The 22,003-nt window shown below is 62.5% G+C and carries 21 protein-coding genes; 13 read left to right on the forward strand and 8 right to left on the reverse strand.

What is annotated here, in order from left to right; translation table 11 throughout:
• Window positions 1-6: 6 nt before the first annotated feature.
• Both P9230_RS21965 and P9230_RS21970 read right to left on the reverse strand, forming a co-directional pair.
• Window positions 7-564 (reverse strand): ImmA/IrrE family metallo-endopeptidase, encoded by a 558-nt coding sequence (locus P9230_RS21965; protein WP_278055656.1) that lies wholly within the window; start codon window positions 562-564, stop codon window positions 7-9.
• Window positions 542-901: a helix-turn-helix transcriptional regulator gene (locus P9230_RS21970; RefSeq protein ID WP_278055658.1), complete on the reverse strand. Its 360-nt coding sequence runs from the start codon at window positions 899-901 to the stop codon at window positions 542-544. Before P9230_RS21970 ends, P9230_RS21965 begins: the two co-directional genes overlap by 23 nt.
• A gap of 152 nt (window positions 902-1,053) precedes the next feature.
• On the opposite strand from P9230_RS21970, the gene P9230_RS21975 reads away from it, so the two are divergent.
• Genes P9230_RS21975 through P9230_RS21990 form a run of 4 tightly spaced genes read left to right on the forward strand, consistent with a single transcriptional unit; the run spans window position 1,054 to window position 3,960 of the window.
• Window positions 1,054-1,581 carry a hypothetical protein gene (locus tag P9230_RS21975; protein WP_278055659.1) on the forward strand — a complete coding sequence of 176 codons (528 nt, stop codon included), beginning with the start codon at window positions 1,054-1,056 and terminating at the stop codon, window positions 1,579-1,581.
• Between the two features lie 7 nt (window positions 1,582-1,588).
• Window positions 1,589-2,086, forward strand: coding sequence for a hypothetical protein (locus tag P9230_RS21980; RefSeq protein ID WP_278055660.1), 498 nt, complete (start codon window positions 1,589-1,591; stop codon window positions 2,084-2,086).
• Window positions 2,087-2,126: 40 nt separating this feature from the next.
• On the forward strand, window positions 2,127-2,573 hold the full coding sequence (locus P9230_RS21985) for a hypothetical protein (RefSeq protein WP_278055662.1): 447 nt from the start codon (window positions 2,127-2,129) through the stop codon (window positions 2,571-2,573).
• 10 nt (window positions 2,574-2,583) lie between these two features.
• A complete protein-coding gene (locus P9230_RS21990; RefSeq protein WP_278055663.1) occupies window positions 2,584-3,960 on the forward strand; it encodes a hypothetical protein in 1,377 nt (458 codons plus the stop codon).
• 312 nt (window positions 3,961-4,272) lie between these two features.
• Here P9230_RS21990 and P9230_RS21995 read toward each other — a convergent pair whose 3' ends face one another.
• From P9230_RS21995 to P9230_RS22005, 3 genes are all read right to left on the reverse strand, one after another.
• Window positions 4,273-4,920, reverse strand: coding sequence for an SMC-Scp complex subunit ScpB (locus P9230_RS21995; RefSeq protein WP_278055664.1), 648 nt, complete (start codon window positions 4,918-4,920; stop codon window positions 4,273-4,275).
• 2 nt (window positions 4,921-4,922) lie between these two features.
• Window positions 4,923-5,879 carry a DUF1403 family protein gene (locus P9230_RS22000; RefSeq protein WP_278055665.1) on the reverse strand — a complete coding sequence of 319 codons (957 nt, stop codon included), beginning with the start codon at window positions 5,877-5,879 and terminating at the stop codon, window positions 4,923-4,925.
• 239 nt (window positions 5,880-6,118) lie between these two features.
• Complete coding sequence (locus P9230_RS22005) at window positions 6,119-7,138, reverse strand: GSU2403 family nucleotidyltransferase fold protein (RefSeq protein WP_278120818.1); 1,020 nt, start codon at window positions 7,136-7,138, stop codon at window positions 6,119-6,121.
• A gap of 235 nt (window positions 7,139-7,373) precedes the next feature.
• On the opposite strand from P9230_RS22005, the gene P9230_RS22010 reads away from it, so the two are divergent.
• The 4 genes from P9230_RS22010 to repC all read left to right on the forward strand — a co-directional run bounded on the left by P9230_RS22010 (window position 7,374) and on the right by repC (window position 13,199).
• Window positions 7,374-8,465, forward strand: coding sequence for a site-specific integrase (locus P9230_RS22010; protein ID WP_278055846.1), 1,092 nt, complete (start codon window positions 7,374-7,376; stop codon window positions 8,463-8,465).
• Between the two features lie 1,018 nt (window positions 8,466-9,483).
• The gene (gene repA, locus P9230_RS22015) at window positions 9,484-10,686 is read left to right on the forward strand and encodes a plasmid partitioning protein RepA (protein WP_278055666.1); all 1,203 of its coding nucleotides are present in this window, start codon (window positions 9,484-9,486) and stop codon (window positions 10,684-10,686) included.
• 2 nt (window positions 10,687-10,688) lie between these two features.
• Window positions 10,689-11,699, forward strand: coding sequence for a plasmid partitioning protein RepB (repB, locus tag P9230_RS22020; RefSeq protein ID WP_278055667.1), 1,011 nt, complete (start codon window positions 10,689-10,691; stop codon window positions 11,697-11,699).
• A gap of 165 nt (window positions 11,700-11,864) precedes the next feature.
• Complete coding sequence (gene repC / locus P9230_RS22025; RefSeq protein ID WP_278055669.1) at window positions 11,865-13,199, forward strand: plasmid replication protein RepC; 1,335 nt, start codon at window positions 11,865-11,867, stop codon at window positions 13,197-13,199.
• A 33-nt stretch (window positions 13,200-13,232) separates the two neighbouring features.
• Here repC and P9230_RS22030 read toward each other — a convergent pair whose 3' ends face one another.
• The gene (locus tag P9230_RS22030) at window positions 13,233-14,402 is read right to left on the reverse strand and encodes a site-specific integrase (RefSeq protein ID WP_278055671.1); all 1,170 of its coding nucleotides are present in this window, start codon (window positions 14,400-14,402) and stop codon (window positions 13,233-13,235) included.
• A gap of 174 nt (window positions 14,403-14,576) precedes the next feature.
• Here P9230_RS22030 and P9230_RS22035 point away from each other — a divergent pair, with 174 nt between their 5' ends.
• From P9230_RS22035 to P9230_RS22045, 3 genes are all read left to right on the forward strand, one after another.
• Window positions 14,577-15,701, forward strand: coding sequence for an RHE_PE00001 family protein (locus P9230_RS22035; protein WP_278055673.1), 1,125 nt, complete (start codon window positions 14,577-14,579; stop codon window positions 15,699-15,701).
• 102 nt (window positions 15,702-15,803) lie between these two features.
• Window positions 15,804-16,535, forward strand: a complete 732-nt coding sequence (locus P9230_RS22040) for an XRE family transcriptional regulator (RefSeq protein ID WP_278055675.1) — start codon at window positions 15,804-15,806, stop codon at window positions 16,533-16,535.
• Window positions 16,536-16,690: 155 nt separating this feature from the next.
• On the forward strand, window positions 16,691-17,053 hold the full coding sequence (locus tag P9230_RS22045) for an RES family NAD+ phosphorylase (protein ID WP_278055848.1): 363 nt from the start codon (window positions 16,691-16,693) through the stop codon (window positions 17,051-17,053).
• A 130-nt stretch (window positions 17,054-17,183) separates the two neighbouring features.
• Here P9230_RS22045 and P9230_RS22050 read toward each other — a convergent pair whose 3' ends face one another.
• Entirely contained in the window at window positions 17,184-17,486 is a 303-nt protein-coding gene (locus P9230_RS22050; protein WP_278055676.1) for a DUF982 domain-containing protein, read from the reverse strand.
• Between the two features lie 327 nt (window positions 17,487-17,813).
• Window positions 17,814-18,056 (reverse strand): DUF982 domain-containing protein, encoded by a 243-nt coding sequence (locus P9230_RS22055; RefSeq protein ID WP_278055678.1) that lies wholly within the window; start codon window positions 18,054-18,056, stop codon window positions 17,814-17,816.
• 298 nt (window positions 18,057-18,354) lie between these two features.
• Here P9230_RS22055 and P9230_RS22060 point away from each other — a divergent pair, with 298 nt between their 5' ends.
• The gene (locus P9230_RS22060; RefSeq protein ID WP_278055680.1) at window positions 18,355-19,551 is read left to right on the forward strand and encodes a DUF932 domain-containing protein; all 1,197 of its coding nucleotides are present in this window, start codon (window positions 18,355-18,357) and stop codon (window positions 19,549-19,551) included.
• 270 nt (window positions 19,552-19,821) lie between these two features.
• The gene (locus P9230_RS22065) at window positions 19,822-21,939 is read left to right on the forward strand and encodes a ParB/RepB/Spo0J family partition protein (RefSeq protein ID WP_278055682.1); all 2,118 of its coding nucleotides are present in this window, start codon (window positions 19,822-19,824) and stop codon (window positions 21,937-21,939) included.
• Window positions 21,940-22,003 lie beyond the last annotated feature (64 nt).

Genomic DNA, 22,003 nt, shown 5'->3' on the forward strand with positions numbered 1-22,003 from the left:
GAGACCTCAATTCGTCGCTGACAAACTCTTCAGTCGGTATTCCATCATCGATTTGCTGACGCGGAACTTTCGCGCCAGCTCGTCCAGCGGGCTCTCGTCGTCTATGTCCGCCGAGGCGAGGCGACCATCGAGGGTCTTTTGCAGTAACGTATGCGGAACCAGGAGTGCCGCGGCGAAACGGTTGGCCTGGATTTCGATCGGCTGCGTGCCGAGCGAGGACCGGTGATCGCGGTTGAACACCAGCAGCGGCACTTCATATTCCTTGTCGACGTGAACCTCGCTGGACAACAGTTCGCGGTGCAGTTCGAGATGCCCGCACTCATGGGCGATTGTGAACCGCTGCCGATTGACATGGTGGAGTGCGTTGACCCCGATGATCGGCGTCCCATCCTTGATGTAGATCATCCCTGAAAGCTCGTCATCGAGCGGCGAGTATCGGACAAGGGCGCCGAGGCCCTTGGCTATCTTGTCGACGGGTATGGGCGCTGTATCTCCCAGTTTGAATCTTTCGAGAACGGCCGCCGCCGCTTTTTCTGGCTGGTCAGCGCTTGTTCTGCTTGGCACCTGTCTCTCCCTCTGCTGGCACTATTGGCTTGTCCGCGAGCATCTGCGCGAGTTGTGCGCGCTGGCTCGCGCTGAGCTGCTGCGAGAACTTCATGTCGTTCTGCCCAACCACCGGCCTTGCGGGCCTCGGCAGAAGGTCGGGCGGCTCCAAGCCAAGCGCCGAGGCGAAGGCGAAGAGTTGATGCACCAGCAGCTTCTGCCTGCCGCTCTCGATGTTTGCCAATGATGTTCTTGAGAGTCCGACGAGCGGCGCAAGCTTTTCCTGCGTCAGATTCTGCTTTTTGCGGCGCTGGCGGATCAGGCCGCCGATCTCTCGATATACCCAATCGTGGTTCATGACTTGTTCTAAATGCAAACCGACAAAATGTCAACGTCACCAACATTGTTTGCATAACAGACATTATAAATGTTTGTATTTGACGCATTTTGGAATCGACGCTATGGTTGTCGCCGTGGGGATGGCCCTGCGACGAATCCAAGGAGAGCAAAATGGCTTTCGATATTTTTGTTCATGCGCACGGACGCGATCCCGTGGTGGCCTCCGTCGAAGACACGGATAAGCTAGCTGACGTGCTGGAGCGGCTGGGGCTTGGCGACAAGGAGTCTGCCGATGCGCCGGTATTTGTCGGCGAGAGCGAAGATGTCCTGAAGGATATCGAAGCGGAGGATGCCGAGGACACGGTCGAGGCCATCGACAAGAAGAAGTCGATCGGCGAACTCGGCCTTACCAAGCACCGCCATGTTCATTTGGCGCGCTGCACGCGCGTGAAAGTGGAGGTGAATTACGGCGCGAAGACTAAGCACCGCAAGGTTGCCCCCTCCACGACGGTGAATACGCTGACGAACTGGGCGCGCAAGGCGTTCAAGCTCGATCCGGCTTCGGCTGCCGAGTACGTGCTGCAGATCACCGGCACCACGACGCAGCCCCGTGGCGATACCCATATCGGCGAACTGACGACTGCACCGGTTTGCGCGGTGTCGTTTGACCTCATCAAGGAAGTGACGCCTCAGGGCTGAGGTCGAGATGACGCCGGATCAGAAGCTGTTCAACATTGATCTTAAGGACGCCGGGTTTCGTACCGGCGTCCTCGCCGGGCGCTGGGGCATTGCCGAGGAAGAGGTTCTGCCGGAGGGGATGACATGGCCGCGTGCCTGTTTCTGGCTTCAGGCGGCTGAACGTCCGGGCGCACCGACACGCTACCACATCATGATCGACGTTGCCGGATACCGGGCGGTTTCTCCAACCGGGTCTTTCTGGGACCCGGTAGCAAAAACCATGCTGCCGAAAGGCATGTTCCCCAAGGGGCGGCCAGGATCGCGGTTCGCCCAGGTTTATCGGACCGACTGGGAGCCCGGCCTGTGCAAGGCCTTTTACCACCCTTACGACCGCTTCACCCTGAGCTCGCACGGCGACTGGACCACCACCATACCGCACCTCGCATGGAAGGACCGGAACACGATCACTGACTATCTCGACGAATTTCAGACGCTGCTGGTGGGGGAAGACTATATCGGCCAGTAACGCAGGCGCGAGACGCATCAATATCAGCGTGTGGACCTGGATGTGGCTGGTACTCGGGCTGCGCAGTCGCGGCCAAGGCCGTCGTGAAAGCGGAGCGTTTCTGTTAGGCAAATGGAATGGTTCAACCGGCAGGGTGAAGCGGGTCGTGTTCTATGACGACCTCGACCCGAACGCCTACCAGCACGGGATCATCACGTTTCACGGCCACGGCCTTGCCGCGTTGTGGGCAATCTGCCGGAACACCGGCCTCGAAGTTCTCGCCGACTGCCACACCCACGGCAACCAGAACACGGGGCAGAGCGTGACTGACCAGCGCAACCCAATGATCCCCGAAGTCGGTCATGTCGCACTCATCTTTCCGCACTTCGCGCACATGGCTCCTTGGACGGCGCGGGGAGTCGGTGTGCATCAGTACCTCGGCAGCTTCCGGTGGTGCCGTCACGACAAGGACGGACTGTCGGATCGCATCCGTCTTTTGCTTTGGTAGGAGGCCAGCAATGGCACAGGGCATCTCGCGCATCTCCAAGTTGCTGGTCGACCGCAATGGCGACGATCCCGAAAACGTGCTTGCGCGTCGGCGTGGGTTCACCGTCACTCTTCGTCTCGGCGAAGACGTCGCCGGTTCACGCTCGCTGCAGTTGGCAGCACTGACAGCCGCCCGCCTCGCCGTGCGTTGCTTTCCGGGCGCAGTGCGCATCGAGGCCCCACAGAAGGTGTTGGATGCCGTGGCCGTCGTCGGCGTGGTTGGAAAGCCCCCGTTGCGCGAGGCGCTGAATGCCGAGGTCGGCAAGAACGGCTGGAAAGCCGGAAGCACCGGGCACGTCCTCCTCATTGGCGATGCCATGCATGACGGATTGGCGACCCGCATCACGTTCGATGGCTGGGCCGCTGCTGCTGGACCGGCATCGTTGTTGAGCCGGTATGCGGAGCGGGAACACTGCTCCCTTGCGCCAGTCCTTGCAGCAGCGCTGTCGGTATCGGAAGTGTTTCTCGCTTTCGCCCGCCTTGATCTGCAAGCCGGGCGGCGGGTCATCGGGATGTCGCTGTGGCGACCGGACCTTTCGCCTACTGACCCGGACGCCGTCGGGCCCGGTGTCACTTTTCTGCCGAGGAAGGCATGGCTTCTGGGCCTCGGGCATCTTGGCAACGCATATCTGTGGGCCATCTCAACGCTGCCCTACGCGCGACCGCAGGATCTCCTGCTGTATCTGCTCGATTTTGATAAAGTCGAACTCGCGAACACGGAGACGGGCGTCCTCTTCCGTCGTCGACACATCGGTCAACTGAAGACGCGCGTATGCGCAGGCTGGCTCGAGGACATGGGCATCGAGACGCGCTTGATCGAGCGCCATGTCGATGAGCATCTTCGCAGGCGCGACGATGAGCCCGCGCTCGCGTTCAGCGGATTCGACAACAACGAGGCGCGCCATCAGTTGGTCGGCGCAGGGTTCGGCCGCGTGGTGGATAGCGGGCTTGGCGGGACTGCGACCAATTTCGACTCAATTAGCCTGCGAACCTGGCCGAACGCCCGCCGCCCAGACGATATTTGGCCGTTGGTCTCGGGCGCGGAACAGCAAGCAATCAATGCGGCGATTGAGAAGGCGGCAGAAGCCAACCCCGGGTACCGCCGCCTAAAGCGCCAGGCCTGCGGCCTGATCCAGCACGCGGGAAAGTCGGTGGCGGTGCCGTTCGTAGGGATGACTGCAGCAACGATGGTTTTGGCCGATGCCCTCAGGGTGCTGCACGATGGAGGCAGGATCGAGAACCTCAAAGTGCGGCTGGGGGCGATTGCCAGTGGTATTGACGTGACCTGGTCGCAGTACAACGGCGACGACCTTGCCGCCGTCGCCTACACCGACGCCAGGTCCATCTGACGCGACCTCGGTCCACGTGATTGAAATACCTTGCTCTCGGGTCCGCGTCGGCGTTGCGCGATAGGTGAGAACCCCCTAATGCGGCCCCGCCGCCAGAGCAGGCCAGCAGCTTTCGGGACAATGGCAGTGAGGCGCGAACGGATAGCCTGCGGCGCAGAGCTGCCGCTAGGCAACCGATACGACGATGAGGAAGGACAAGCCGTGCGTTATAAAGCGTAAGCCTCTGTTCGCTTACGTTGCATTTTGCATGTGGCCGCAACGTGACAACGCTCCGCTCACGGCACAAGCTCCTCAACGATGTCGCCCTCCCCGTTAGCCAATACCGCCGGCCAGCAGCTTTTCTTTCGACAGCAGCCCGGCGTCCTCGAGCGCCTCGAAATCCGGCAGCTGGCGCAACGTGTCGAGCCCGAACTGCGACAGAAAATTCTTGCTCGTCACATAGGTGTAGGGCGCGCCCGGCTGCGGGCTGCGCGGCCCCGAGGCAATGAGGTCCTGCGCGCGCAACACGCCGATCAGGTCGCGCGACACCTCTTTGCCAAAGAAGGACGACAGCTCGCCACGCGTGATCGGCTGGAAATAAGCGATGCACATGAGGACAAGAGCCTCCGACTGCGACAGTTCTTTTGTCCCCTGTCCCGCGGCTGTCCCGAACGCGGCGTGGATGACGTCTCCAAAAACCTTTTTGGTCCGATGCTGCCAGCCGCCGGCGACCGACACCAGTTCGTAGGGGCGGCCGGCGAGCTCGGCGCGAATGTCATCGATGACCAGTTCGAGATTGCAGTCTTTTCCCACCACCCGCGCGAGCACTTCGCGCGGTACCGGCTCGCTGGCCGCAAAGATCACCGCTTCGACGCGGCCCATCCACTCGCGCCAGCGCAATTCCGGCGGCAGGTGCTCAAGCTCAGTGTCCAGCAGCGCCGGCTGCTCGTTCGGCTTTCGGCGGACGGACGCTTGGCTCATCGCTACAGCCCAAACAGCCGGAAGGTGGGACGGCCGGAGAGCTCGCGCACGGCCTCAAGCTGCTGAAGCCGCTCGAACAGCCGCCGCGCCGCAAAGCGCGACAGGTTTTTTGTCACCAGCGATCCGGCGACGGCATCTTCATTCAGGAGCAGAAAAATCACGTCGCCGGCGCCTTTGGCGCGCAGTTTCGGCGCCACCGCCAGGAGTCTTTCGGCGCGGCGCGACAGCTCGGTGGCCAGCCGGCAGGCATCGGCCGCCGCCTGAACCAGGGCGACGCAGACCGCCCGCTCAAAATTCTTTTCGCCCGGTCGGATGCGCTTGCCGCCGCCAGCCTGGGCGCGGAAGGCCGGCGAAAAAGCCTGCGCCATCAGGAGCGGCAGCGGCCGCGGCCAGCGCAGGCTTCGCGCCAGCACTAGGTCGGCGAGCCACCAGGCCAAAAGCTCGGCATCGGGGCGCATGGCGACGACGCGGGCGGCGATCGCCGCGGCGGCGAATGGCGCCGACTGCCGCGAAGCCGCTACTTCTTCGATCTCCGTATAGAGGTCAGCGAGAGCCGCGCCGTCCCAATGGAGGCCAAGCTGGACGACGATCTTTGCAAGCCGATCGGCGCTGGCGACGGGCGGCTGCAGCGCCAGCTGCCGCCAGGCGGCAAAAATGGCGCCGGCGGGACCGGGATCGGCGCCGGCCGGGCAGAGGTGCCAGGCATCGCGCAAGGCGGCCGCGTCCTCGGCGCGGCCGGCGAGCCGCATGCTGGCGGTCGCGCAGTTGAGTGCCAGCCGCTGGCGCCACGCGCCGGCCCACGCTGACTGGGCGCGGGCAAGCATGTCTAGCGAAGCCGAGGCGGCGCCGGCCTGGAAGGCGGCGTCGGCCTCTTGCAACGCGCCGCCGGCGGCGAGTGCCCAGGCGGGAACGGTCGGCGGCGCGGCGGGGCTGGCGGTCGCGGGATCGAGGCGAATCATGCTTTCGAGGGTAAAATGCCGGTGCGCTTTATGCCATGATCTTCGCATCAAAACGCACAGCCTGTCGGCGCGATAAAACGAATGATAATGTTGCCTTATCGCTCGTTTTGGGAAAATGGCCTCTGTGGCTCGTTTTTCACCGGCGGACGGGCTTGTTCAGGCGTCAGATCGACGAGAATTCGCGTTCATTGAGAACGCGCATTTTGTTCATCGCCAAGCATTTTCTGGTGCGGCAGCTATCACATCATGTCGCCAAGGGCAGCCTGCAGCGATGGCGATCGCTTCAGGGTGGCCGCAATCCTGTCCCGCCAGCGCTTGCCGCGCGCCAGAGCGTCCTCAAGAGCCTCGCGCAGGTCGTCCGGCCTGTCCGTAGCCAGCACATCAACCAGGAATTCGGCCTGCAGCCGGTCCTTGATGGATTTTAGGCTGTCTGGCCCGTCGCGGCGACGATCGGCAACGATGAGCTTATGGATTGCGAAGCGTTCCGGCCGCGGAATTTGCACGAGCACGCCGTCGCGATAGGTAACGGCTGCCAGCATTGGCTCTGCCAGGAGATAGTTGAGATGATGTAGCGATTGGGCATGGACGCCGAGCGCCGGTAGTGGACGCAGTCCCTCTTCCTCGGCGAAAGACGGCGTCAGGAACTCGACCAGCGTCTCGCTCCGCGTTTGTTTCCAGCGCCAGGTCTTACCGGGGTCCAGCGTCGGCGCCGGTTCGAACGAGAAATCCTTGAGAACCCGTTCGAGCGGCGCCGACACACTGTCGTCCAGGGCGATCGAGAGTTGCTCGAAGCTGGCGATATCGACGTCGTTCGTTTGGGCAGTCTGGTCAAGGGTGAAGCGGACGCCGAGCTCGCCCTCGTAGAGGCGGAACGCTTGAGTTCCCACGACCGTCCCGCCGAGACGGAAAACTCCGGCGGAAGCGAATGCATGCAGAAGGCTGCCGGTCGCTGCATCGACGCCAAGGAACCGTTCCGCGCGCAGCAGGCGGACCAGTCGAGCGCGATTGCGGCGACGATTATCGCGGTCGTCGCGCAGTGCTTCGATGCGTTGCATCCGAAGGCGAAGTTCTTCGCCATCTTCTCCGATATAGGTCTTCTTGACGTCCGAACCGACGCGGTAGGTGTCGTACCAGTAGACGCGGCCGTTGCGGTCGATCCGCGTCGGCGTTCCGCGAATCTCCGCCGCGACTTCGTCGCGCAGAGACGACAGCAGATCGTGGTAGGCCGAATGAGCGAGCGGTGAATGGCGCGTGATCATGATGCTCAACGAAATACGGTTTTGTTGAGCATACTCCATGTTCAACGAAAATGAAAGCCGTTGAACATCATCACCGCCGCGGCCTGATTTTTCTGATTTAGGGCATATTTCGGCTTCGAGGATGAGACGTTCCAGCTAATCGTCCCTGACATGGTATGTTGCGAATAGCAGTTGAGGATCCGCGCGATTGACCGAACAAGGTGACCTGCCTGATATCGTGGAGATCGTCCACGCCATGGGCCGAGATACCGCTGAAGGGTCAAATGCGCGGTTGACGGCCGCCAGGAATGATCCCTCCCCTGCCCTGCCGGAGCCAAATCCTGTCGACCGACAGCGGTTGCCCGGCCACCTCGAGCACCTCGCCGATCGCGCGCGCGATTATGTCGAGGCGGCGAGTTCGGCCAACACCCGTCGCGCCTACGCCGCCGACTGGAAGCATTTTTGCGCCTGGGCGCGACGGCAGGGCATCGAGGTGCTACCGCCGGATCCACAGATCGTCGGCCTCTACATCACGGCTTGCGCATCCGGCAAAGGAAACGGTGACAAGAAGCCCAATTCCGTGTCGACCATCGAGCGCCGCCTCTCCTCGCTTTCCTGGAATTTTGCCCAGCGCGGCCAGCGGCTGGACAGGAAGGACCGCCACATCGCCACGGTCATGGCCGGGATCCGCAATAGCCATGCCATCCCTCCCCGGCAGAAGGAAGCGATCCTTCCCGAGGATCTGATCGCCATGCTGGAGACACTTGACCACGGAACGCTACGCGGCCTGCGCGACCGCGCCATGCTGCTCATCGGCTTCGCCGGCGGCCTGCGCCGTTCCGAGATCGTCGCGCTCGATGTCGGCCGCGACCAGACCGAGGATGGCCGCGGCTGGGTGGAAATCCTCGACAAAGGTGCATTGGTCAGCCTGCGCGGCAAGACCGGCTGGCGCGAGGTCGAGATCGGCCGCGGCTCGTCCGACACGACCTGTCCGGTCGTGGCGCTAGAGAACTGGCTCAAGATCGCGCGCATCGGCCACGGCCCGCTGTTCCGGCGTGTCACCGCCCAGGGCAAAGCCGTCGGCGCCGAGCGGCTCAATGATCAGGAGGTGGCGCGGCTCGTCAAGCGGACCGCGCTTGCCGCCGGCGTGCGCGGCGACCTGCCGGAAGGCGAGCGCAGAAAGCTCTTTGCCGGCCATTCGCTGCGCGCCGGCCTCGCTTCGTCGGCCGAGGTCGACGAGCGTTATGTGCAAAAACAGCTCGGGCATGCCTCGGCCGAGATGACCCGCAAATATCAGCGCCGCAGGGACCGCTTTAGAGTAAACCTCACGAAGGCGAGCGGGCTCTGACGCCCGGCTCCACAAGTCTGCCTGGATAATTAGAGCGGTATTCCGTGATTGGAGGGGATTATCGGGCCCCGCATGGCCGTCTACGCCCGCAGGCAGAAAACAGAAGGCGCCATTGCCCACGCGAGATCTTTGAGGGGCATTGAGGTTAACATCTGCTCGCACAAACGCGCACTTTGGGCAGCGGGAAGCCTGGGTAGGATAGCAAGAAATCGCGAGCTCGGTTGTACATGTGCAACTCTCTTCCCAGTGGCTAATCGCGAGCCTTTAGTTGTGCACGTGCAACTGACGGATATGGAAGCGGGGAAAGGGCGATGTATCAGGATCGCCGATTTGATTCGCTCGACCAGGCGGCTATTCCCTGGTCGACGCCAACTCAATCCGTGCCGCGTCACAACCGCGAACCGAGCCCCCGAGTTACCGTGTCGGAACTGGTGCAGGCGCGTTCGCATGCATTCGACGCATCGACGCCTGGCGTCGCGGAACACACCAGACCGAGAATGGTACGGATGCCCACTCGCACATTGAAATGCTTCCACGGTTGGCAAATGTCGAAGTTGCACACGTACAACTGAAGACCACCTTACCGCTTCAGGGCCGATGCGGATGCCTCCGAGGAGCCGGCGGCGGTGGCGCAATTCCCGCGATCGACCAGGACAGGTGTTGCACGTACAACCACAGCAAACGATCCGAGTCACGTCATGCTGAGCGCCGGGTAGGTCGCAGCAGCCGAAAACGCACTCGCGGTCTCGACGGGATCTTATCGACGGGGAAGGGCGGCTTGAAGAGCCTTGCAACGCACCCGTATGCCGGTCCCATGAAAACAATACCTGGCCGACATAGTAGTGCGCAGCTTTGATTCTTTACAATTTGCAAGCGGACGGAGACTCGCTCAGCGGCTTTGCCGCGTTAATCTTTCGTTAACCAAAAAGGGTTTGTCGGCCATCAAGAATCAGTCCATCTTGATCAGCGCATTTCAGTCGCCTCTTGGCCAAAATGCGCAGATCAGGAGAGGCCGGTGTTGGACAAGGTCAGCCAAAGCAGTCCCGCGGGCGAAAGCCTCCGCGAACTCATCGCCACGGATGCCGCGGAACTGTCAAGACAGCTGCAGGCGCACCAGGCGAGAATATTCCCGCCGACGTCGCAAAAGGGCATGCGCCTGTTCACGCCGGGCGAGGCGGCTGACTTCATCGGCATCCATGAAGGTTATCTTCGACAGATCGTTTCCGAGGGACATGGTCCGCAACCGCAGCCAAACGGTAGGCGACTATATTCCGTGGAAGATATTGATCGGCTCCGCCAGGTGCTCGACGAGGCGAATTCGAAAGGGCCTGGGAAATACATCAGACATCGCAGGGGAGGGGAGAAGCTTCAGATCCTCTCGGTGATGAATTTCAAGGGCGGCAGCGCCAAGACCACGACGGCTGCCCACCTTGCCCAGTTCCTCTCTCTTCGCGGCTACCGGGTGCTCGCCATCGACCTCGATCCACAGGCCAGCCTGTCGGCCATGTTCGGCCACCAGCCTGAACTCGATGTCGGCGCCAACGAGACCATCTACGGGGCGATCCGCTACGATTCCGAATGCCGCAGCATCCTGGAGATCGTGCGCTCGACCTATACGCCCAACCTGCACCTTATCCCAGGCAATCTCGAACTGATGGAGTTCGAGCACGAGACGCCGAAGGTTTTGTCCAGTCGGCAGCCGGGCACGATGTTCTTCGCTCGCCTGGGTGAATGCCTGGCCGAGGTAGAAAGCGCGTACGACGTCGTCGTCATCGACTGCCCGCCGCAACTCGGCTTCCTGACGCTGTCGGCCCTGTGCGCGGCCACGGCCGTCATCATCACCGTGCATCCCCAGATGCTTGACGTCATGTCGATGTCCCAGTTCCTGCTCATGACCTCGGACTTGCTCTCGGTCGTGGAAAACGCCGGCGGCAACACCGACTATGACTGGATGCGTTACCTGGTCACGCGGTTCGAGCCGAACGATGGTCCGCAAAGCCAGATGGCCGGGTTCATGCGCTCGATCTTTGGCAATCGGGTCCTTGAAAACGCCATGCTCAAGTCCACCGCGATCTCCGACGCCGGGTTGACCAAGCAGACCCTCTACGAGGTCGAGCGCGGGCAGTTCACGCGCGGAACATACGATCGAGCGCTTGAGAGCCTGACCCTTGTCAACGGCGAGATCGAGGAACTGATCCGCAAGACCTGGGGGCGTAAGTAGCGATGGCCCGCAAGAACCTCTTCGAAGTCTCCGAACCCACTGGTGAGCAAACGCCTCCGGATGCCGCCAGGACGGCTTTGGTGCGGCCTCTAATGGGGTTGGACCGACCGCTCCAGCCGGGCCGGCCGGTCGGCGCCATCTCGCAATCGCTAGAGAACATCAATTCACGCGCTCAGCGGGCCGAGGAGATCGAACGCAAGCTCTCGGAAGGGCAGGCGGTCGTCGAGCTCGATCCCAGCGTCATAGATCAATCCATAGTGGTCGATCGTCTGGGCGTGAGCGACGAAAGACGAGTGGCTCTCGTCGACCAGATCCGCGAGCACGGACAGCAGGTACCTATCCTGGTGCGCCCGCATCCTGAGAAGGGTGGGCACTACCAGGTTGCCTACGGCCATCGCAGACTGGCCGCGGTCAGGCAACTCGGCCGCCTGGTCCGCGCTGTCGTCAGGGACCTGACGGACGAGCAGCTCGTCGTTAGCCAGGGGCAGGAAAACAACAGTCGCAGCGACCTCTCCTACATCGAGCGCTGCTATTTCGCGGCGAAGCTTGAGGCCAAGGGCTTTTCGCGAGACATCATCATGGCCTCACTTGGCGTCGACAAGGCGGCGCTGTCGAGAATGATTGCGTTGGTTGCGCGACTGCCAGCCGAGATCATTGAGGCGATCGGCACCGCGGAATCTGTTGGACGCCAGAAATGGGCCGAGCTTGCCGAACTGCTGGAGGAAAAGGGCAAGCGGACCAAGGCGCTGAAGGCTATCCAGGAGCCGGAATTCGCTGCGCGTACCAGCGATGAGCGCTTTCAGGCCATATACGACCTCGTCAAGACCGCGGCAAAGAAGCCGGACCGGACGGTGTGGACCGCCGCCAACGGATCTCGGCTGGTCACAATCAACGAAAGCGAAGCGAAGATGACCTTCGCCTTCGACAAGCGCATCGAACCGGAATTTGCCAGCTTCGTGCGGGAGCGCCTGCAAGCGCTCTATGACGAGTTCCGCCAGAAGATAACGGACTAAGGAGCACTGAACCGCAAAAGAAAAAGGCCCCCAGACGTCGCCGTCGTGGAAGCCTCTCTCATGATCTAAGCAGTCTGAGAATCGCAAATCCACGAATCACTGTCAAGAGTCCAGGCGCCGAATTGGCGAGTTGATTTCTTTTGCCTAGCGATAGGTGGAAGGAAAATGGGGACGCATACCGTAACGACGCCCTTTGGGCGGCGGCCGATGACGCTTGGCTTGCTTGCAAGCCAAGTCACGGCCAGTCAGATCGACCAGGAAGCACGTGCTTCGAAATGGGAGGTCTTTCGGGATATCCGAGAGGCAAAGCAGGCGCTGGGCGCGACCGATCGCGCGCTGGCGATCCTCAATGCGCTGCTATCTTTTCATCGCGCGGACGAACTCTCGGCCGAGGGCAGTCTGATCGTATTTCCCTCCAATGAGCAGCTCATCCGTCGTGCCAACGGCATGTCGCCGGCGACGCTGAGGCGGCATCTGGCCAATCTGGTCGAAACAGGTCTCGTCATCCGGCGCGATAGTCCGAACGGCAAGCGGTTCGCTCGCAAGGGGGAGGGCGGCGCAATCGACCAGGCCTACGGCTTCGATCTCTCGCCGATCCTGGCCCGCGCCGAGGAATTCAAGGCCTTGGCCGCCGATTTGAAGGCCGAGCACAAGGCATATCGCCTGGCCAAGGAGCGCCTGACGATCTGCCGGCGCGACGTCGTCAAGATGATCGATGCCGGCATCAACGAAGCCGCTCCTGGCAATTGGGATGGCTTCCAGCGCCGCTATGAGGCAGTCATTGCCAGGTTGCCGCGCACGGCGGCGCGGTCGGTCGTCGAAGCCATCTGTAACGAACTGGAAGACCTTTGGGTCGACGTCCATCAGACGCTGGAATCGTTCATCAATTCCCAGAATCTGAACGCCAATGAGTCTCAATCTGAGCGTCATATACAAAATTCAAACCCAGATGTTTCTTCTACCGATGAATCTGAACACGGCTTTAGACAAAGGAATGAAGCGAGCGGCGTTGACGCCAAAATCGACAACGTACACGCCTTGCCGAACCGGGATTTGCCATTGGGCATGGTGGTGGACGCCTGCCCCGAGCTTTTGACGCTGGCCCGCGACGGGCATATCCGGACCTGGCGCGATTTTGTGGCGGCGGCCGAACAGGCTCGGCCGTTCATGGGCATCAGCCCAAGTGCCTGGCAGGAAGCGGTCGAGGTCATGGGTCCGGAAAAGGCGGCCGTTACGGTGGCGGCGATCCTGCAGCGGTCCGATCGGATCGGCAGTCGTGGTGGCTATCTTCGCAATCTGACGGAGCGGGCGCGCGATCAGAAGTTCTCCGTGTGGCCCATGGTCATGGCACTGTTGCGCGAAAAGCTCGATGCGCACGCCAAGTCAGCCGGTCCCGGTGCGAAGCCGGGGACCGATCATGCGGTTGGTGGCGGGGTCGAACCGGTGGAAATCAGCGATGCGCTGCGCAAAAGCATGAAGAAGAAAGGCTGGGAGCGGTGAGGGGCTGCTCGCCGATTCTGTATTTTCTTCTCCTCACACGATCAGCCGCGCGGCCTTTCCATGCCGCCGCTCGGCGTCGTTGTAATAGCGAGAGGCCTGTTGCACGGAACGATGTTGCGATTGCTGCATGGCTTCGGGCAGGGGGATGCCGCGCCGTGCAGCCTCGGTGAGAAATCCGGCACGCAGGCCATGGGCGCTGAACTCCCGTGGATCGAGCCCTGCCTGGAGGATACGCCGTTTCAGGATCAGATTGACGGCCTGCGGGGTGAGCGGCCTGCGCTCGAGGTGGCCCCAGCGGTCGATGCGGCGAAAGACGGCGCCTTCGGTGATGGCTGCGCGCGCCAGCCAATCCTTCAAGGCCGATACCGGCTTGCCTATCAGCAGGACGGACGCGCCGTCATCGGCCTCAGTGGTCTTGGTCCGGCCAAGATGGATACTGAGGCACGCCAGCGAGGCGGTATCTGAATTGTCCGGGTCGGCCGGGACAGGATCCTGTTCGACCAGTTGGTCGATGCGCAACGACGAAACTTCACTGCGGCGACGGCCCCCGGAGGCGAAGGCGACCATCAGCAGCGCTCGATCGCGCACATCCACGAGACGGTTGCCAGCGCAGGCCTTCAACAGCGCGCTCAGCACGTCGACCGTGACGGCCTTGGCGCTTTTTCTATGCCTCGGCCGGGAACTCGCTCGCACAGCGAGTTTCGTCGCATTGAGAAGCCGCGGCGCGTTGAACTTGCCCTGCAGCCCGCGCCATTGCGTCAGGGTCGACCAGCTCGACAGGCGCCGGCGCACCGTGCTGGGGGAGTGGGGTCCACTGCTCCTCAGCAGGCCGGCCTGCGTCAATGCCACGCTCACGTCGTCGGGCATGCCATGCGCCGGATCAGTCTCGCGCCGGGCCGGATCCCACAGATGGTGCGCCAGGAATTTGAGCAACAGCGCCTCCGGGGCCGGCCAGGGCAGGGGATTTGCCGTGGCAGCCTGGCACCATGCCTCAAGGTAGGCGAGGTCGGAGGCGAGCGCCCGCATCGAGTTCTCGCCGATGCCTTCGCGCGCCAGGTGCCGCAGCGTCTCGACGTCGTCGTCCGACAGGAGCTCGGCCAGGAATTCGCGGCGATCGAACGGCAGCACAGCATCCAGCGCATCGAGCGCCTCGGCGCGGCGCAGGACGTCAGCCGCGCTTGAAATCGTTCGAATTGCCCGCATTCCGTGGGTTCCTTCGGCATCACAGCATGGATTCTGGCCGATTTGCGCCTCAAAAACAATCACTATCGATAAGAGGTACTTATCGGTAGTGAGAAGGCCGCGAGGGCAGACCCCCTGCGAGTCAACTTAACTGCGAGATAGCTGGACTCTCGCGAATCATGTTAAGGTAAATCAATGGTTTATGACGCCGCCGCACTGCCTCTGGAGAGCCTTTTCGCGCCCGTTGCCCGCGCGACAGAGGTTTTGGCGCGCCTCGACGAGCGGCTGGCGCGTTCTTCCGTCCGAGACGGCTGGCTCGAGCGGCAGAATTTTGCCGATGCGGCGGCAGTGCTCTGGCTCGAGGGCGAGCTCGTGCATCTGGAAGACCTCGTCCTGCACGACGCGCACATGGACGTCCGCGCGCCCACCCACGAGCTCACCCGCGCGCATGCCGTGCTGCGCGCCCGCCGCCAGATTCTTGCCCGCGCCGCCGACTGGGCGCTCGGCCGCGAAGGGCTGCGGCAGCTGACGGGACGGGGCAGCCTGGCGGCGCCGGCGGAGAATGGTCGGGAAGGGGACGGAGGGCCGCTTTTGGCAGTCGGCCTTGACGAGTCCATGGAGGCGGACGATCCAGATCCGCTGGGCGAGGAGTTTGCGGCGATCGACGCGGTGCTCGAGCGAACCTCCAAAGTGCTGGAAGGTGGGGGAGTGCCAGCTCGCAGGGAGGCCGCGTCGCAGTCTGACCGACCGGGTCTGGTCTACGATCTCGACTGGGATGAGGACGCACGGCTCGCCGAGTGGCAGGACGTGCTCGCCGCAACGCGCCAGCTGCCGGTGGTTCTGCGCGCGGCGATCCTGCTCGACGCCTGGTTCGAAATCGAGGTGCTGCAGCATGCCACCTGGCTCGGACCGCTGCTGGTGGCTGCGCTGCTTCGGCAAGAAGGGCTCTGCGCCAGCCATCTCGTCTGCCTGCATACAGGGGCCAAAAACATTCCGCGGGAGCGTCGGCGGGCACGGTTGCGTAACGATCGATTGCTGGCTTTTGTCGACGCCATCCAGGACGCGGCGCTGACTGGATTGAGGGAGCACGACCGTCTGGTCCTGGCGAAGAGCCAGATGGAGCGGCGGTTGCGTGAGCGACGAGTAAGCTCCAGATTGCCCGACCTTGTCGAACTGGTTCTGTCGCGCCCCCTCGTCTCAACGGGAATAATCCAGGCGCGCTTGAAGGTCTCGAAGCAGGGGGCACTCAATCTGATTAGCGAGCTCGGCTTGCGCGAGATGACGGGCCGGGGAAGATTTCGCGCCTGGGGGGTCGTTTGAACAGCTTCGCGTCGATTGTCGGATGCAACTGGCCACGCAGCCCCTGTTTTACGAACTTGACGAGACTGGCGCATGGAACCATATTGGTTACAAAGGTGCGATATGGCCAACGTCAAAAGCAAATCGAGTCAGCGCGGTTCCAAACGGCCGGCCGGACGTTCCGCCCAGGCAATGCTGACCACCGCATTCATCACGAAAGCAGGCGTAGCGCTGCCCAAGGGCGCGGCCGGTGTCACTTTCCGTGCGCCCCGCAATGTTGTTGACCTCATTTCGGCAAAGCCGGGCAACGTGAAGGCGTTGTTGGCTGGCTATGGCAAGGCGATGGCAGAAAGCCAAGCGGCCGGGCGGACGGTAAGTTTCCGCGTTGAGGTTGACCCCACAGGAGACACGGCCGTGTCTCCGTTGGAGAAGCCCGCTGGCAGTGCGGACGATCTGGCTGCAGCACTTGATGAAGCGCGTGCGCGAGGTAAAGTCCGCGCCGCGACAATCCTCGTAGGCGACGACATGCTGAGTGCTGACCAGTTTGCCGCATTGCTGGGCACGACCAGGATGACGGTCAATACCAAGCGGCAAAACCACCAGGTGTTGGGTCTGGAGGGCGCCAAGCGGGGCTTTCGCTTTCCGGCCTGGCAGATCGGCGAGGACGGGAAGCCGTTTGCGGCGCTGCCGCGTCTCTTCGAGCGGCTCGGCGGTGGCCCGTGGTCGGTATATCGCTTTCTTGTCCAGGCTCATCCCGAGCTCGATGGGATGACCGGCCGCGAGGCGTTGCGGCGCGGCAAAACGGATGAGGCGCTCGCCGTTGCCGACAGCATTGCCGACGGCGCTTTCGTCTGAGTGCCAGGGCTGGATCCTCCATCCGGGTTCGCGACTGTCGTGCTCGATATCGCGACAGTCGACGTTGGTTCGCAGTTTGGACGCATCTTCTTCACCCGATTCAAAGATCCGCTAGGCTTCGGAGCGCCACCCGGTTCAGTGATCCTCGGCGCCGCCTGCCTGGCAATCGCTTCGGCGTCGTCTACCTCGGCAGCAGTCTGAAAGTGTGCTTCGTCGAGGCGGTGATGCGCGATCAGGGTGACGGTCGCATCGACGATCTTTTGCTCGACGAACGGGACCTGACCATCCGGAGCTACGCCACCATTGAGGTGACCAAGGCCCTATCTCTCGTCGATCTGCGCGACGACGGGCCTTTGCGGATGGGAATCCCCAGTGACGTCGCGCGCGGATCGAAGCAGAGCTTGGCGCGGCGTTGGTCGCTGGCCATTCACGAGCACCCCTCCAAGGCAGATGGGATCATTTATCCGTCGCGGCTGAAGGGGAGACAAATGTGGCGGTTTACGATCGTGCGATCCTGAAGCTTCGGGCGGTGGCGCACGGGGAGCTTCTCTCAGAGATCGGGCTTGCCAAAGTATTGCGCGACCTGAAGGTTGGCCTTCAATGATGGGGGAGCTGTTGTTTTCACTTTCACACGATGCCATCGGCGTATTACGCCAGAACGCCCCCAGGGCCGGATTTCGGTCCGGTCATCCAAGCGGGGATCGTAGCGATGTCCTCCAGGATATTGGTGGACTTGGCCCATTCGACAAAGGCAGCGCGGGCCGACGAAAGCGGGTGGCGGCCATCATGAGCCGAATGACAGACCCGCATGGTCGTCTCATGGAGGACGTCTTGCAGCTCGATCGGCCATTCGTCGAGAAAATCAATCGCATCGTCTATGGAAGCGATCTCCGCAATCGTAAACGGTCCATCCTTGACGAAGATGGGACTCTCAAAAATCTTATCGTTCATGACATCCTCCACCTTGGTCGACATTGCGCTTGGCCCATCAGCATGGCCGGCGCAGGTGGAAAATATGCGTTCGGAACCCCCGGTCTTCAAGATGCGGGACACCGTCGCAAAAGCATGGTGACGAGCAAATGGGGGCGACGTAGAACGACCGCAGCTAAGCGAACTGGGCAGCCTGAATTGCCAATTGGACGGAAGAGCAAGGCTTCCGTGCACCACGACGATTAGACCTGATGCCGCTGCTCGTCGTCGGTGTCGCTATAGGCTGCAAAAGTGTCGGTAAGGCCGCGACGGTGGTCACATGGGAGCCAGCTAAGCTTCACGAGGAACTCAGTCGCTGCGTAGCATCCTCGCTTCTAACGCCGCCGCAACGAAGGCCCGTCGGGCAACTGGTGTCTGGGCTTCGCCGCGTAGAACTTGAAGACATGCATCCATAGCCAGTTTTCGCTTCTTCGTCTGATGAGGGAAACTTCGCAGCAAGATCGTCGCGGCGTCGTTCACGTCAACTATGACGCGCTCACGCTCATGTCGGCCAACCTGCACGACCACGGGTCGGACGAACCTGTTCGACATGCCATCACACTTTCATCCGACCTCGGTACGTCTCTGCGTACCATGACACCAGTCATTCATACATGCACCAGCAATGGCCTGTAGGCCCGGCGGGTTAGCGGTGCTTGGCCCACACGAGGCGTTTCGGCCAAGCGTTCCGCCGGGGGCACCAGCCTTCCCGGGGTATCGACTGGTGGGGGCGCTGCCGCGGCTCTTGTAGCGGGCGCGGAGGCGAACAGAGGTAGAGGGTGGGCGGGCTAGCGGTGGCGGGCGGAGGTCCGGGAGAGAGACTTCCGGCGCTCGCCGCGGAGCTAATAGCATGACACAGATGGAAATCCACACGCCCACGCGCAGCAATCAAGCCGGGTATAGGGTCGACGTCAGCCGCGGCCGGCGCATCGGCCGCGTGTCGTCGGAATGGTTCAACCGACCGGCGGACGAACGCTACCTGTCGCTCACTGATCTCCACAATGCGGTGAAGCGCCGGTCCGAACGCAGCAAGACGCGCATCGTCGAAAGTGAGCTCATTCGCGTTGAGGCTAGCCGCGACGATCCGGAGCGCCTGCGGCTAATGCTGCCCGATGCACCTGTCCCTGTGGCGCCGACGCATTGGAGCTTTGGCCAGCTCGCCAACCTTGTCGGCGCGCCGTCCGCCTATTTGCGCCAGCTTCCGGCGCCGCTCGCGGCGATCAACCTCCAGCATGGTCTCCTTAACCACCGCGGCGAGCAGGTGAAGACGCTGGAGATTGAGAACGGGCGCCTCGAGCTGCGGGCCGTAACTGGCCCGGACTATGGCAGAATATTCGACTCAGAATTGGTCGCAGCCGTTCAGAAGATCGCAGGCAACGGCACCGGCGACACGCGCTGGAAGGTGCCCGGTGTGCTCGACTGGTCGACGGGGATCTACAATCCGAACGTCGAAATCTCCAGAGACACCACGACGCTCTACGCGTCTGATCGCGATGTCTTCGTTTTCCTAGTCGACGATCTGAACCCGATCGAGGCCGGTCGGCTGCCGAACGGGGAACCTGATCTCTATTTTCGCGGCTTCTACTGCTGGAATTCCGAAGTCGGATCCCGCACCCTCGGGATCGCCAGCTTTTATCTGCGCGCGGTGTGTCAGAACCGAAATCTGTGGGGCGTGGAAGATTTCGAAGAAATCACCATCCGCCATTCAAAGTATGCGGCCTCGCGTTTCGCCCTGGAAGCCGAGCCGGCCCTAATCCAGTTCGCCGATTCCTCACCCATGCCGTTCGTCAACGGCATCAAGGCGGCACGGCAACGGATCGTCGCTCGGGACGACGAAGATCGCCAGAGCTTCCTGCGCAAGCGCGGCTTCTCCAAGTCCGAGACCGCAAAGATCATCGATACTGTCCTGCTTGAGGAAGGGCGGCCGCCAGAATCGATTTTCGACTTCGTACAGGGCATCACGCGGGTCGCGCGCGACAAGTCGCATCAGGACGTTCGCCTGGACATGGAGGGCAAGGCCAAGAAGCTTCTCGATTTCGCCGCCTGATCCTTCCGATGCCGGCTTGGAGGGCCGGTCTTGCGTCTGTCGTCTCCGTCAAGCCAGCGCCGTCCTCGAGAGCACGAGGACGGCGTTCTTTCCTTTTTCAGTTACGGGCCGTGTGCCGGGACGATGGCTTTTCAAACCGGGGGCGTCACCTCGACCGGCAGGCAGCCGGCGCCGGCGCGAGCCGGGAGAGGCAGAGGGGGGAGGGGAGGCGGTGACGGGCTTGGAGGTTCGGGGAGAGGCCCCGGGCCGCCCGTCATGGAGAAGCTGACCATGGCAAAGGCCATTCAGAAGATCGCGATGAACGGCGCGGAGAACATTCCCTATGACAAGCTGATGCTGTCGCAAAAGAATGTCCGGCGCATCAAGGACGGCGTGTCTATTGAGCAACTGGCTGAAGACGTCGGACGGCGAAAGCTTATCCAGAGCCTGAACGTCCGTCCCGTGCTTGACGGCGAGGGCGAGGAGACCGGCACGTTCGAAGTGCCCGCCGGCGGCCGCCGCTATCTCGCGTTGGGCATCCTCATCAAGCAGAAGCGGCTGGCGAAGAACGAGCCGATCCCCTGCATCGTCAACAGAGGGCAGGAGACCTCGGCCGAGGAGGATTCGCTCGCCGAAAACCTGCGGCGCGCCGACCTGCATCCGCTCGACCAGTTCCGTGCCTTCAAGACGCTCGGCGATCAGGGCCTCGATCCCGACGAGATCGGCGCCCGCTTCTTCGTATCGCCCGCGACGGTGAGGCAACGCCTCAGGCTCGCCTCCGTGTCCCCGAAGCTGCTCGACCTCTACGAGAAGGACGAGGTCCGGCTCGAGCAGATCATGGCGTTTTCGATCACCGACGACCATGCGCGCCAGGAGCAGGTTTGGAACCGGGTTTCCAGCTCGCACATGCAGGAACCCTATTACATCAGGCGCCTGCTGACCGAGACCACGGTGCGGGCCGATGATCGCCGGGCCGTCTATGTGGGCGCGGAAGCCTATGAGGCAGCCGGCGGCGTCATTCTTCGCGACCTGTTCGAGCAGGATTCCGGCGGCTGGTTCCAGGATGCTGCTCTGCTCGAGCAGCTCGTCTTCGACAAGCTGAAGGTGGATGCCGAGACGATCCGCACCGAAGGCTGGAAATGGGTCGAGGCGGCGATCAGCTTTCCCTACGGACACAGCTCCGGCATGCGGCGCATCTATGCCGAGGCGCAGGAGCTGAGCGCCGAGGAGCTTGAACGTCACGACGCGCTGAAAGCCGAATACAACAAGCTCGACGCGGATTATGCCGCGGCCGAGGAAGCCGACGAGGCAATCGAGGCGAAGCTCGACCAGCTGGGTGCCGAGCTCGACGCGATCGACGATCGTCCTCGAAGCTACGACCCGGCACAAAAGGCCATTGCCGGTGTGTTCGTAACACTTGCCGCAAACGGTGAGCTTCAGGTCGAGCCCGGATTCGTGCGCTCCGAGGACGAGCCGCGGGCTGAGACCGGCGACATCGGCGAGGGCGAAGGTGAAGCTCAGTTTGACGGTGAACGCGATGGTGTTGTCGTCAACGGCAAACCGGTGAACGACGGTTCTGGTGATGACGGTGAGGACGACTCAATCAAGCCGCTGCCTGATCGGCTCGTCTTCGACCTGACCGCGCAGCGGACGCTGGCGCTCCGCAATGCGCTCGCCGGTGACGTCGACATCGCCTTCGTCGCCGCACTCCATGCCTTCGTCCTGCAGGTATTCTATCGCTTCGCGCAGGACACCTGCCTCGAGATCAGCCTGAAGAGCGGCAGCTTCGGCCAGGTCGATGGCCTTGCCGAGACGTCCTGGGCAAAGGAAATCACCGAGCGGCACGAAGCCTGGGATCGCGATCTTCCCGATGAGGCGGAACGCCTGTGGGACTTCCTTCTTACCCTGGACGAGGCAAGCCGCAAGGCGCTGTTCGCGCACTGCGTCTCGCTGACCCTCAACGCCGTGGTGGAACCCTGGAACAGGCGATCGAAGGCGCTTGCGCACGCCGACGTGCTCGGCCGTTCGCTCCAATTCGATATGGTCGACGCCGGCTGGACGCCCACGGTCGAGTTCCTCGGGCGCCTTACCAAGGCGAGGATCCTGCAGGCTGTCCGCGAAGCCCGTGGCGCGGATTCCGCGCAGCTGATCGACCACATGAAGAAGGACATCATGGCCCGCGAAGCCGCCCGTCTTCTCGAAGGATCGAACTGGCTGCCCGAGCCGCTGCGCCTCGAGGTCAGTGAGGCGGCTGGCGATGCCGGCGTCGGCGGCGTCTCGGACGAAGCGGCTCTCGACGGCGACACAGCCGAACTGCCGGCCTTCCTCGCCGGCGATGCGGACCCGTCCTCCGATGAGCCGGCGACGAACGACGGCGTGGAGACGGACCACCTCCAGGCCGCCGAATAGAAGGCTCCCGCTCGGCATCGGTCCGGTACCCCTGCCGGGCTCAGTTCCAAAATTCACAAGCCCG

This window comes from Mesorhizobium sp. WSM4887 (genome assembly GCF_029625865.1).
Taxonomy (GTDB): Bacteria; Pseudomonadota; Alphaproteobacteria; order Rhizobiales; family Rhizobiaceae; genus Mesorhizobium.